This is a genomic window from Planococcus sp. 11815 (genome assembly GCF_051096385.1).
GTDB classification, from domain to species: Bacteria; Bacillota; Bacilli; order Bacillales_A; family Planococcaceae; genus Planococcus; species Planococcus citreus.
Window position 1 is genome coordinate 1151150 of the sequence record NZ_CP096991.1, and the last position, 12442, is coordinate 1163591.

A 12442-nucleotide genomic window follows, 5' to 3' on the forward strand; every position below is an offset into this window, starting at 1 on the left:
AGCATGTATACGCTCTACACACGGCCGAATTGCGGGCTTTGCGAAGAGGCAAAGTCTGCACTGCGGCTATTGCAGGAAGATTACCCAATTGACTTCCGGGAAATCAATATTGAAGAAGATGAACAATTGCACGAACAATATATGCTGATGATTCCGGTGCTCACGAAACAGGAAAATGTACTGCTCTACGGAAATTTCGGCTATGGTGAACTTTTAGAAGCGTTAATTCTTTAACGCTTCTTTTTATTTGCATAAATCTAATAGCTCGGCTACAATGAATCTAGTGGGACGTATTTATATATAGTGGGACAAAAAACGTCCAACAAAGGGGTGGAGCGATGGATCCAGTTCTGCAAGCGCAAGTGCATTTATTGCCTGAACTGCCAAGCTTGCTGAAAAAGCGCTATAGCATCCTCGAGCTGATTCAAACTGAACAGCCCGTTGGAAGGCGCACAATCAGCGAGATGACAGGCGCAGCCGAAAGGGAAATCCGCAAAGAGACCGATTTATTGAGGGACCAAGCCTTGATCGAAATGAGCAAGAGCGGCATGAGCCTGACGATGCTGGGGGACGATGTTCTTGACCAACTCCGTGAGCTGGTCAAGGAATTGGCCGGGACTGCAGAGCTCGAAACGGGGCTGCAAGCGAAACTCGGCATCAAACAAGCAGTCGTCCTGCCAGGGGATAGCGACCGGTTATCATCGGTCAAAGCCGCTATCGGCAGGCAAGCCGCGCGCATCGCGGAGGAAATGTTCGAAAGCTGCCGGACGATCGCCGTTACTGGCGGCAGTACGATGGCCGCCGTAGCAGCTGAAATCCGCACAGCGAGAAAAAATCCCGCCATGCAGTTTATCGCTGCACGAGGCGGTCTTGGGGAAGAAATGCTTCACCAGGCGAACACCATCGCTTCATCCTTTGCCGAAAAAACAGGCGGAGCTGTCCGCACGCTTTATCTGCCTGAGCATTTGAGTGCGGAAGCGCTCGAAATGATGATGAAGGAACCTGTCATCAAAGAAATGATGGAGCTGTATGACCGGACGGATTTAGTCATCCATGGAATCGGCGATGCAGAAGAGATGGCCATCAGGCGCCGCTCTTCCGTGAACGAAGTCGAGAAGATCAAAACAGGCGGAGCTGTCAGCGAAGCCTTCGGTTATTATTTCGATAAAACCGGAAAAATAGTTTATCGCATCCCAACAGCGGGCATTCAATTAGAGCAGGTCCAAAAAGCACCGGGCATCATGGCAGTCGCCGGAGGACGCACAAAAGCGCGTGCCATCGAATCTTATTTCCAGGCCGCGCCTGAACGCACCATCCTCGTTACAGACGAAGGAGCAGCAAGGGCAATACTCAACCAAACAACAAAATTGGAGGAATTATAAATGACTTTAAAATTAGCAATCAATGGTTTTGGCCGCATCGGCCGTGTCGTATTCCGTGAAGCAATGCAAAACAGTGAAGTGGAAGTAGTAGCAGTCAATGACCTAACAGATGCAGCTATGCTGGCACACCTTTTGAAATACGATTCAGTTCACGGAACATTGGACGCTGAAGTTACAGCAGAAGGCAATTCAATCTTCGTCGATGGCAAGGAAATCAAAGTATTCGCTGAAAAAGACCCAGCGCAATTGCCTTGGAAAGAGCACCAAATCGACATCGTTCTGGAATCGACAGGAATCTTCACAACAGAAGAAAAAGCTTCTAAGCACATCGAAGCTGGAGCTAAGAAAGTCATCCTTTCAGCTCCTGGCAAAAATGGCATGAAAATGTTGGTTATGGGCGTTAACGAAGAAACTTACAACCCAGAAGAGCATCACGTCGTTTCCAATGCATCTTGCACAACAAACGGCTTGTCCGGCATCTCTAAAGTGTTGAACGAAAAATTCGGCATCAAGAAAGCCATGATGACAACGATCCACTCTTACACGAACGACCAAGCATTGCTTGATGCGCCTCACTCTGACTACCGCCGTGCGCGTGCAGCAGCTGAGTCGATGATCCCGACAACTACTGGCGCAGCGAAATCCGTTGCAAAAGTATTGCCTGAACTTGAAGGCAAAATCGATGGCATGGCGATCCGCGTTCCAACACCGAACGTTTCATTGATCGACCTTGTTGCTGAACTTGAAACAGAAGCATCTGTTGAAGAAGTGAACCAAGCGCTTAAAGAAGCGACTGAAAACGAGTTGAAAGGCTACTTGGAATACAGCGAACTTCCGCTTGTCTCACGCGACTATAACGGCAACACAGCTTCCGCTACAGTAGATGCTCAATCTACAATGTCTCTAGGCGGAAACATGGTGAAAGTTCTTGCTTGGTATGACAACGAATCCGGCTACTCTGCACGCTGTGTAGACTTGGCTGTACACATGTACAAAAAAGGGCTGTAAGCTGAAAATCATAGCTTAATTACCAATGAACCTCTATAATAAAGAGGGTAAAAGGGGTGGGGAATTTACCCCACCCCTTATTTTTTTGAATATAATTAGGAGGTATTTTCATGCTGCAGAAAATGACCATGAAAGACTTGGATTTGAAAGGGAAACGCGTATTTTGCCGTGTAGATTTCAACGTACCGATGGAAGACGGGAAAGTGACAGACGACACGCGCATCCGTGCCGCGATGCCGACGATCGAGTATTTGGTCGAACAAGGCGCAAAAGTCATCTTGGCAAGCCATCTCGGACGCCCGAAAGGCCAAGTTAACGAAGACATGAGATTAGCTGCGGCAGGCGCACGGTTGGCCGAATTGCTCGGCAGCGACGTGAAATGCCTTGAAGAATCCGTAGGGGACACTGTGGAGCAGGAAATCGCTTCTCTTGAGTCAGGCGAAATTCTGTTGCTTGAAAACGTCCGTTTCCATGCAGGCGAAGAAAAGAACGATCCGGAACTCGCGAGACAATTTGCGGCTCTGGCTGATGTGTTCGTCAACGATGCATTCGGCGCTGCGCATAGAGCGCATGCTTCCACTGCAGGAATCGCCGAACACTTGCCGGCAGTATCAGGCCTGTTGCTCGAAAAAGAGCTGGATGTTCTCGGCAAAGCTTTATCAGAACCGGACCGTCCGTTTACTGCCATCATCGGAGGGGCGAAAGTAAAAGACAAAATAGGCGTCATCGACCATCTGCTCGACAAAGTTGATAACTTGATTATCGGTGGCGGTTTGTCTTATACCTTCATCAAAGCGCTCGGCCATGAAATCGGCAATTCACTTGTGGAAGAAGACAAACTCGACCTTGCCAAATCATTTATCGACAAAGCGAAGGAAAAAGGCGTGAAGTTCTATCTGCCGGTTGATGCGACAGTCGCGAACGAGTTCTCAAAAGACGCAGAGACCAAAACGGTGAAAATCGAAGAAATTCCGTCCGATTGGATGGGGCTGGATATCGGGCCGGAAACAGCTAAGTTGTATGCCGATGTCATCAACCAGTCGAAACTCATTATCTGGAACGGGCCGATGGGCGTGTTCGAAATGGAAGCTTTTGCAAATGGCACGAAATCCGTCGCTCAAGCAATGGCAGAAACTGAAGGCTATACAGTCATCGGCGGTGGCGATTCCGCAGCGGCAGTCGAGAAATTCCATGTAGCAGATAAAATGGACCACATTTCAACAGGCGGCGGAGCTTCTCTGGAGTTCATGGAAGGCAAGGATTTGCCAGGCGTCACCGCATTAACCGATAAATAAAGGGAGTGTTTTTGTGAGAAAACCGATTATTGCAGGTAACTGGAAAATGTATAAAACAGCATCACAAGCGAAGGAATTTGTAGAAAAAGTAAACGGCCTAGTGCCGGATGCTGAAAAGCTTGATTCTGTCATTTGTGCTCCGGCTCTATACTTGACGCAATTAGTCGATGCTGCAGAAAACAGCGCATTGAAAATTGGCGCACAGACGATGCACGATAAAGGCGAAGGCGCATTCACTGGTGAAATCAGCCCTGTACAATTGGCAGATATCGGCGTCAGCTACGTCATTATCGGCCATTCTGAACGCCGCCAGTATTTCAATGAAACCGATGAAACAGTCAATGCAAAAGTGAAGTCGGCATTTTCGCATCAATTGACGCCGATCCTTTGTGTCGGTGAAACGGACGAACAGCGCGAAGCGGGCCAAATGGAAAGCATCGTGGAATCGCAAGTCGAAAAAGCAGTAGAAGGATTGACCGATGCACAAATCGCTGAGCTAGTCATTGCTTACGAGCCAATCTGGGCAATCGGAACAGGCAAAACAGCGACAGCTGAAGACGCTAACGAAGCTTGTGGCATCGTGCGCAAGAAAATTGCATCGCTTTACAGCGATGAAACGGCTGAAAAAGTCCGCATCCAGTACGGCGGAAGCGTGAAACCTGCCAATATCCAGGAATTACTCTCGATGGAGCATATCGACGGCGCATTAGTCGGCGGGGCGAGCTTGGAAACGGAATCGTTCGTCAAATTGTTGGAGGCGGGTTCAAATGCGTAAAACGGCACATCCGGCAGCGTTAATCATCTTGGATGGCTTCGGCTGCCGCGAAGAAACCGCTGGAAATGCAGTTGCACAAGCGCATAAACCGAATTTCGACAGACTTTGGAACGACTATCCCCATGAATTGCTGACTGCTTCCGGTGAAGCGGTCGGTTTGCCGGACGGGCAAATGGGCAATTCCGAAGTCGGCCATTTGAATATCGGTGCGGGCCGCATTGTTTACCAAAATTTGACACGCATCCACAAATCGATCAAAGACGGCGATTTCTTTGAAAATGCCGCATTCCTGGATGCTGTCATGAACGCCAAAGAAAACGGTAAAGCTTTGCATGTCATGGGCTTGCTTAGCGATGGGGGCGTCCATAGCCATTATGAGCACCTGTTCGCTTTATTGCGCCTCGCGAAACAGCAAGGCTTGAGTGAAGTCTATGTACACGGATTTTTGGACGGCCGCGATGTCGGGCCGAAAACCGCGCTCCATTATATAGAAGAAACTGAAAAACAAATGCAGCAAATCGGCATTGGGCGTTTTGCCTCCATCAGTGGGCGTTATTATGCTATGGACCGCGACAAGCGCTGGGAACGCGTCGAGCTCGCGTACCGCGCGATGGTCGACGGAAGCGGACCAAGTGCCAGTTCCGCTGCGGAAGGTGTAGAAGCATCTTACGCGGAAGGAATTGTCGATGAATTCGTCCTGCCGTTTACGGTCGTGAAAGAAGGGGAAGCGCCTGCTGTCATCGAATCAGGGGACTCCGTCATCTTCTTCAATTTCCGTCCGGACCGGGCCATCCAGTTGACGACCGTATTGACTCGTCCCGATTTTGCCCATTTCCCGTTGAGCATCCAGCATCCGAAAGATCTGGTGTTCATCAGTTTCACGACTTACAGTGAAGAATTGAAGACCCGTATTGCTTACGGCAACGTCAATTTGGTGAATACCATCGGGGAAGTATTATCGGTGAACGGCATGACGCAATTGCGCATTGCCGAAACCGAGAAATACCCGCACGTCACCTTCTTCATGAGCGGCGGGCGGGAAGAGGTTTTCCCAGGGGAAGACCGCATTCTCGTGTCATCACCGAAAGTGGCGACTTACGATTTGCAGCCTGAAATGAGTGCCTATGAAGTGACCGACCGTCTCGTCGAACAAATCGATGCAGGCGCACACGATGCAATCATCTTGAACTTCGCCAATCCAGACATGGTCGGTCATAGCGGCATGCTCGAGCCGACAATCAAGGCAGTCGAAGTCGTGGATGAATGTCTCGGCCGTATCGTTGAAGCACTCCACCGCCAAGGCGGATCGGCGCTCATCACTGCCGACCACGGCAACGCAGACGAAGTGCTGACAGAAGACGGCTTACCGATGACGGCACATACGACTAACAAAGTGCCCGTCATTTTGACGAAGCACGGCGAAGTCTTGCGCAGCGGCGGCATTCTAGCGGATCTCGCACCAACGATCCTCAAACTGCTCGATGTTGAGCAGCCGGAAGAGATGACTGGAAAACCGTTGTATTAGAAAGTTTAAAAAGTTATAGAATGTTTGTAAAAGAGAGTGATGAACTCGTTTCAGGCGGACGCTTTCCGCGGGCACGGCCTCAGCCGCTTCCCTCGCTTACGCTCAGTCCAGGGTCTTCAGCTCGTGCTGTTCCCGCAGGAGTCGCCGCCTTACACTCTTTCATCTGTCCTACTCAATGCAACTGTTTTGTGGAATATCATTTGTATTGAAATAATATGGATAAAACTTATCATTAACTCATAAAGTTTAAAATCTGCACATTTCGAATAACTTATAAACGAAATTGAACAAACCATTTGAAAAGGGAGCTGTTGACATTGCCAATTATTACACACATCCAAGCACGCGAAGTACTCGATTCTAGAGGGAACCCAACTGTTGAAGTTGAGGTATTCACAGAAAGCGGCGCGTTCGGCCGTGCAATCGTGCCATCTGGCGCATCTACTGGAGAACACGAAGCAGTTGAACTTCGCGATGGCGACAAGAGCCGTTACCTTGGTAAAGGCGTCCTTAAAGCAGTGGATCACGTAAACAACGAGATCGCTGATGAGTTGGAAGAAAACTATTCAGTACTTGATCAAGTATCCATCGACCAAGCGTTGATCGAACTTGACGGAACTGAAAACAAAGGCCGTCTTGGCGCAAACGCGATTCTTGGCGTTTCCATGGCAGTTGCCCATGCAGCAGCGAACTATTTGGACTTGCCTCTTTACCAATACCTTGGCGGATTCAACGCCAAGCAATTGCCGGTACCGATGATGAACATCCTTAACGGCGGTGAGCACGCGGATAACAATGTCGACATCCAGGAATTCATGGTAATGCCAGTAGGCGCTGAATCTTTCCGCCATGCGCTTCGCATGGGTGCAGAAATCTTCCACAACTTGAAAACTGTACTGAAAGACAAAGGCTATAACACATCTGTAGGCGACGAAGGCGGATTCGCACCGAACCTTGGCTCGAACGAAGAAGCGCTTGAGACGATCATGGTTGCGATCGAAAAAGCCGGCTTCAAGCCAGGCCAAGACGTCTTGCTCGCAATGGACGTAGCTGCTTCTGAAATCTACGACAAAGAAAAAGGCGTTTATACATTGGCTGGGGATAACACGGTCAAGACTTCCGCTGAAATGGTCGACTGGTATGAAGAGTTGGCAAATAAATACCCGATCGTCTCTATTGAAGATGGATTGGACGAGAATGACTGGGATGGCTTTAAGCTATTGACAGAACGTATCGGCGATAAAGTACAGCTAGTCGGAGATGACTTGTTTGTTACGAACACGAAGAAATTGGCGCAAGGCATCGAGCAAGGCATCGGCAACTCGATCCTGATCAAAGTAAACCAAATCGGTACATTGACAGAAACATTCGATGCAATCGAAATGGCGAAGCGCGCAGGCTACACAGCGGTCATCTCCCACCGTTCAGGCGAGTCGGAAGATGTGACGATTGCAGACATCGCAGTCGCGACAAACGCAGGACAAATTAAAACAGGCGCACCGTCACGTACGGACCGCGTAGCGAAATACAACCAATTGCTTCGCATTGAAGACCAATTGCACGACACAGCGAAATACTTGGGCGTTAAGACTTTCTATAACTTGAAGAAATAATAGTGAATAGGTGAGGAAGAGCTGCCGGAGATTTTTTCCGGCAGCTTTTCTGTTACAGTGGATAAAGATTCCGCTACAGGGGGACGCTTTCCAGAGGGCTCGCATTGAGCCGCTTCGGCGCTTCGCAAAACCCACCTGCTCAACTCTCATGATGTTCGAGCTTCGCAAACGAAAACGCTCAATGCCTTTCGCGTTTCTGCTTGCAGGGTCTCAATTGTCTCGCTGTTCCTCTTGGAGTCGCCCCCTTCCGCTTCATCTATAGCGGGTTTGTAAAATAGAATTAAAATAGATTATTATTGTTTTCAGGCTAGATATTGCAAATGTTCCTCATCAACAGATTAAAAAAAGAATGAACAGAAAAAGATGAAATGGTCTAAACTATTTGTATTTTTTAGGGGCTCTATTGCTTGAGGTTTCAATTTTTGGTAAACTAGAGTTTGTTGTGAAGGTTCTTTTCAGGAGGTGGTATTTATGCATACATTGTTAATGACATTACTTCTTATCGTCTCGATCGCTTTGATTGTTGTCGTTCTATTGCAATCAGGGAAAAGTGCAGGCCTTTCAGGAGCCATCTCCGGTGGAGCAGAGCAACTTTTCGGCAAGCAAAAAGCCCGTGGGTTGGATCTTGTCCTACACCGGGTGACGATCGTCCTTGCTGCCTTATTCTTTATTCTGGCTATCGCCGTAACGAAAGTATAATGTAGAGCACATCGCCTGACCATTTAGTGGTTGGGCGTTTTCTTTTAGGGGAAATTGGGCACAGGCCTATAAATATAGTAAGTAAATTTAGTTGGAGGGAACTTTTATGCGCATTTCACAACCAAAACCATTCTTCTTTGAGCAAGGGCCGCGTGCGGTGCTGTTATTGCACGGCTTTACCGGCAATTCCGCAGATGTCCGGATGCTCGGGCGATTCTTGGAAACAAAAGGCTACACAAGCATCGCGCCGCATTACGCAGGGCATGGCGTGGCGCCGGAGAAGCTGGTGGAGACAGGCCCTGTGGATTGGTGGAAAGACGTCGAACAGGCGTATCAAACACTGGTCGACAAGGGATACCAGGAGATTGCGGTGGCCGGCTTGTCGCTCGGCGGCGTATTCAGCTTGAAACTAGGGTATACAAAGCCTATCAAGGGCATTGTGACGATGTGTGCGCCGATGCACATGAAATCTACCGACCTGATGTACCAGGGCGTTTTGGAGTATGCCCGTGAATACAAGAAATATGAAGGAAAAGATGATAAGCTTATCGAAGAAGAGATGAAGAAGTTCGAGGAAAAGCCGATGGAAACACTCGCTGAACTGCGTGAGTTGATCGGTGAAGTACGGAATAACGTCGATCATGTCTATGCACCGCTTTTCGTCGTCCAAGGCTCATTGGACAAAGTCATCAATACAGAGTCTGCGAACATCATCCACGACGAAGCGGAGTCGACTGACAAGCGCATCAAATGGTACGAGAAATCGGGCCATGTCATTACGCTGGATCAGGAGAAAAAGCAATTGCATGAAGATATATACGAGTTTCTCGAATCGCTCGACTGGAGCGTGTGAGACGGTCTCAAAAGGAGGAGTTAGGATTGGGCAAGAATGAACAGTCATTGGATCAACGTTTATTGGCCTTTATGCGCGAAGAAGCATACAAGCCTTTAACGGTGACAGAAATTGAAGAACAGTTCGGCTTTGAAGACGCCGACGAATTTAAGGAATTGGTGAAGACGCTCGTCAAGCTCGAGGAAAAAGGCGAATTGGTGCGTTCACGTTCGAATCGCTACGGTGTGCCGGACCGAATGAACTTGATGCGCGGCAAATTCATCGGCCACGCCAAAGGCTTCGGCTTTTTTGCGCCTGAAGAAGCTGGACTTGACGATGTCTTTATCCCGCCGAATGAAGTCAACGGAGCGGTAAACGGCGACACAGTCATGATCCGTGTTTCTGAAGGGTCATCTGGAGACCGCCGCGAAGGATCCGTCATCCGCATCTTGGAACGCGGCACAACGAAAGTCGTCGGCACGTTCCAGGCGAACAAAGGCTTCGGCTTTGTCGTCACGGATGACAAGAAAATGAATATGGATATCTTTATTGCGAAAGACGATACACTCGGTGCCGTCGACGGCCATAAAGTCGTCGTCGAAATCACCGGCTGGCCGGAAGGGCGTTTGTCCGCAACAGGCATGGTTACACAAGTGCTCGGACACAAAAACGACCCGGGCGTCGATATATTGTCGATCATCCATAAATACGGCATCGAAGTGGAATTCCCGCAGGATGTGCTGGACCAGGCAAATGCTGTCCCGGACCAAATCGATCCTGAAGACTTGAATGACCGCCGTGATTTGCGCGATGAGCAGATTGTGACGATTGACGGGGCGGATGCGAAAGATTTGGATGATGCTATTCAAGTCAAGAAGTTTGAAGATGGCACATACAAACTCGGCGTCCATATTGCAGACGTCAGCCATTATGTGACGGAAGGTTCTGCCATAGACCGTGAAGCTTACGACCGCGCGACCAGCATTTACTTGACGGACCGCGTCATTCCGATGATTCCTCACCGCTTGTCGAACGGCATCTGCTCGCTCAACCCGCAAGTTGACCGTTTGACTTTGTCTTGTGAAATGATTTTCAACGACAAAGGGGAAGTGTTGTCCCACGATATTTTCCAGAGCGTCATTAACACAACGGCACGCATGACCTATACCGACGTATACGAAATTCTTGAAAAAGACAATCAGGAATTGAAAGAACAATATGCTGAACTGGTTCCGATGTTCGAATTGATGAAAGAACTTTCAGCTGTCTTGCATCAGCGCCGTATGACACGCGGAGCGATCGACTTTGACTTTAAAGAGTCCAAAGTAATTGTGGATGATGAAGGTTATCCGATTGATATTGTCGTTCGTGAGCGCACAGTTGCTGAACGTTTGATCGAAGAATTCATGCTCGCAGCGAACGAAACCGTCGCGGAACATTTTCATCGCATGGATGTGCCGTCGCTATACCGCATTCACGAAGAACCGAAAACGGAAAAATTGCAGCGCTTTTTCGAATTCATTACGAATTTCGGTATTACTGTGAAAGGTTCAGGGGATGAAGTTTCTCCAAAGGCTTTGCAGGAAATCATCGAATCTATCGCAGGCAAGCCTGAAGAGCCCGTTGTTTCGACGATGATGTTGCGCTCGATGCAGCAGGCGAAATATTCTTCACATAGCCTTGGCCATTTCGGTTTATCGACGGAATTCTATACGCATTTCACGTCGCCGATCCGCCGCTATCCGGATTTGATTATCCATCGTCTGATCCGCACGTATTTGATCGAAAAAGACTTGTCGAAAAAGACAATTCGCCATTGGGAAGCGGAAATGGATGATATCGCAACTCACACATCTGACCGTGAACGCCGTGCAGTGGAAGCGGAGCGCGATACGGATGCACTGAAGAAAACACAGTATATGGCAGATAAAGTCGGAGAAGAATTCGACGGCATTGTGTCATCTGTGACGAACTTCGGCATGTTTGTCGAGCTGCCGAATACCATCGAAGGTTTGGTCCATGTATCCAACTTGACGGATGATTATTATCAGTTTGATGACCGTCAGATGATGATGATCGGCGAACGAACCAAGCGCCAGTTCCGCATCGGTGATGAAGTCAAAGTACGGGTTATCGGTGTCAAACCGGAAGAGTCATCCATCGACTTTGAAATCGTCGGCATGACGCAAAATACGCGCCGCAGTTCGCGCAAGGAAACACCGAAAGTGATTCGCAGCGGACGTAATGGCGATAAGCCAAGAGACGGCAAAAAGCGTGGCGAAGGCGGGGCAGACCGCAAGCCGAAAAACAAGAAAAAGTTTTATGAAAAGCCTGCCAAACAGCAAGGCCGTAACAAGAAGAAATAAAAAAAGCGGCCGCGTGCCGCTTTTTCCAACAGTTTGAGGTGAACAGAAATGGCCAAAGGAGAAGGCAAAGTAATTGCCCAGAATAAAAAAGCGGGATTCGATTTCGCGATTGAAGAAACGATCGAAGCGGGGATTGTCCTGCTCGGTACGGAGATCAAATCCGCGAGAAGCGGCAAAGTGCAGATCAAAGATGCATTTGTCCGCATCCGGAACGGGGAAGCGTGGATTTCCAATATGCACATCTCGCCGTATGAACAAGGCAACCAGTTTAACCACGATCCGTTGCGCTCGCGCAAGCTCTTGCTCCATAAAAAGCAGATCAACGAACTGGTCGGCAAATCGAAAGTCGAAGGTGCGGCAATCGTTCCGCTCAAGATGTATTTGAAAGACGGATATGCCAAAGTGCTGCTCGGCGTCGGTAAAGGGAAGAAGAAATACGACAAGCGCGAAGACTTGAAGAAGAAAGACGCGAAGCGGGCAATCGACCGCGCGCTCAAAGAGAGAAGCCGTTAAACTTGAACTCTGACCTGTTTTGTCCTATACTGGTAACAGTACACCGAAGCTAAACCACTTCCGTGTTCTCTTTTAATGAGGGGACGTTACGGATTCGACAGGGATGGTTCGAGCTTGGGTTGCGCGTCGGAGGATCGGCTTCGTCATCAACGTAACTTATAACAACTGGCAAAACTAACAACAACCTAGCATTCGCAGCGTAAGCTCGGATCTGCTTTATGTAACCATCGCCCATGTGGCTGCATAGAGCTCACTTTTAGTGGGATACGGCAGTCAGTGCCGTTTGAGCTGACTGCAAGAGATTCTCGAACTAGCCCTCATGACGCCTGCTTGTCGGCAGATTGAGCGGCGAAACTCCAATAGATAAGCTACACGCGTAGATGCTCAAGTAACGGAGTCTCTGGACGCGGGTTCGACTCCCGCCGTCTCCATAG

At 48.9% G+C, this 12442-nt stretch carries 11 protein-coding genes and 1 other RNA gene; all 12 read left to right on the top strand.

From position 1 onward, the window contains the following. Nucleotides 1-3: 3 nt before the first annotated feature. Nucleotides 4-234: a glutaredoxin family protein gene (locus M1Q06_RS05860; protein ID WP_121301059.1), complete on the top strand. Its 231-nt coding sequence runs from the start codon at nucleotides 4-6 to the stop codon at nucleotides 232-234. Between the two features lie 104 nt (nucleotides 235-338). Further along, nucleotides 339-1382 carry a sugar-binding transcriptional regulator gene (locus tag M1Q06_RS05865; protein WP_434402215.1) on the top strand — a complete coding sequence of 348 codons (1044 nt, stop codon included), beginning with the start codon at nucleotides 339-341 and terminating at the stop codon, nucleotides 1380-1382. Continuing rightward, entirely contained in the window at nucleotides 1383-2390 is a 1008-nt protein-coding gene (gene gap / locus M1Q06_RS05870) for a type I glyceraldehyde-3-phosphate dehydrogenase (protein WP_121301061.1), read from the top strand. 110 nt (nucleotides 2391-2500) lie between these two features. Further along, nucleotides 2501-3685 (top strand): phosphoglycerate kinase, encoded by a 1185-nt coding sequence (locus tag M1Q06_RS05875; RefSeq protein WP_434402217.1) that lies wholly within the window; start codon nucleotides 2501-2503, stop codon nucleotides 3683-3685. 13 nt (nucleotides 3686-3698) lie between these two features. Then, nucleotides 3699-4460, top strand: coding sequence for a triose-phosphate isomerase (tpiA, locus tag M1Q06_RS05880; protein WP_434402219.1), 762 nt, complete (start codon nucleotides 3699-3701; stop codon nucleotides 4458-4460). Continuing rightward, nucleotides 4453-5985, top strand: coding sequence for a 2,3-bisphosphoglycerate-independent phosphoglycerate mutase (gpmI, locus tag M1Q06_RS05885; RefSeq protein ID WP_434402221.1), 1533 nt, complete (start codon nucleotides 4453-4455; stop codon nucleotides 5983-5985). Before tpiA ends, gpmI begins: the two co-directional genes overlap by 8 nt. Before the next feature lie 317 nt (nucleotides 5986-6302). Then, nucleotides 6303-7598 carry a phosphopyruvate hydratase gene (eno, locus tag M1Q06_RS05890; protein WP_058381241.1) on the top strand — a complete coding sequence of 432 codons (1296 nt, stop codon included), beginning with the start codon at nucleotides 6303-6305 and terminating at the stop codon, nucleotides 7596-7598. A gap of 471 nt (nucleotides 7599-8069) precedes the next feature. Beyond that, on the top strand, nucleotides 8070-8297 hold the full coding sequence (gene secG, locus M1Q06_RS05895) for a preprotein translocase subunit SecG (RefSeq protein ID WP_058381240.1): 228 nt from the start codon (nucleotides 8070-8072) through the stop codon (nucleotides 8295-8297). A gap of 106 nt (nucleotides 8298-8403) precedes the next feature. Continuing rightward, nucleotides 8404-9150 carry an alpha/beta hydrolase gene (locus tag M1Q06_RS05900; protein ID WP_058381239.1) on the top strand — a complete coding sequence of 249 codons (747 nt, stop codon included), beginning with the start codon at nucleotides 8404-8406 and terminating at the stop codon, nucleotides 9148-9150. 26 nt (nucleotides 9151-9176) lie between these two features. Then, on the top strand, nucleotides 9177-11495 hold the full coding sequence (gene rnr / locus M1Q06_RS05905) for a ribonuclease R (protein WP_121301066.1): 2319 nt from the start codon (nucleotides 9177-9179) through the stop codon (nucleotides 11493-11495). Between the two features lie 48 nt (nucleotides 11496-11543). Beyond that, nucleotides 11544-12008: an SsrA-binding protein SmpB gene (gene smpB, locus M1Q06_RS05910; RefSeq protein ID WP_058381238.1), complete on the top strand. Its 465-nt coding sequence runs from the start codon at nucleotides 11544-11546 to the stop codon at nucleotides 12006-12008. Nucleotides 12009-12087: 79 nt separating this feature from the next. Further along, nucleotides 12088-12442, top strand: a transfer-messenger RNA (tmRNA) gene (gene ssrA, locus M1Q06_RS05915).

Excerpts from the sequence above, each read along its gene's own strand:
- M1Q06_RS05860 (WP_121301059.1), top strand. The coding sequence starts at position 4 with ATGTATACGCTCTACACACGGCCGAATTGCGGGCTTTGCGAAGAGGCA.
- M1Q06_RS05865 (WP_434402215.1), top strand. The coding sequence starts at position 339 with ATGGATCCAGTTCTGCAAGCGCAAGTGCATTTATTGCCTGAACTGCCA.
- gap (WP_121301061.1), top strand. The coding sequence starts at position 1,383 with ATGACTTTAAAATTAGCAATCAATGGTTTTGGCCGCATCGGCCGTGTC.
- M1Q06_RS05875 (WP_434402217.1), top strand. The coding sequence starts at position 2,501 with ATGCTGCAGAAAATGACCATGAAAGACTTGGATTTGAAAGGGAAACGC.
- gpmI (WP_434402221.1), top strand. The coding sequence starts at position 4,453 with ATGCGTAAAACGGCACATCCGGCAGCGTTAATCATCTTGGATGGCTTC.
- secG (WP_058381240.1), top strand. The coding sequence starts at position 8,070 with ATGCATACATTGTTAATGACATTACTTCTTATCGTCTCGATCGCTTTG.
- M1Q06_RS05900 (WP_058381239.1), top strand. The coding sequence starts at position 8,404 with ATGCGCATTTCACAACCAAAACCATTCTTCTTTGAGCAAGGGCCGCGT.
- smpB (WP_058381238.1), top strand. The coding sequence starts at position 11,544 with ATGGCCAAAGGAGAAGGCAAAGTAATTGCCCAGAATAAAAAAGCGGGA.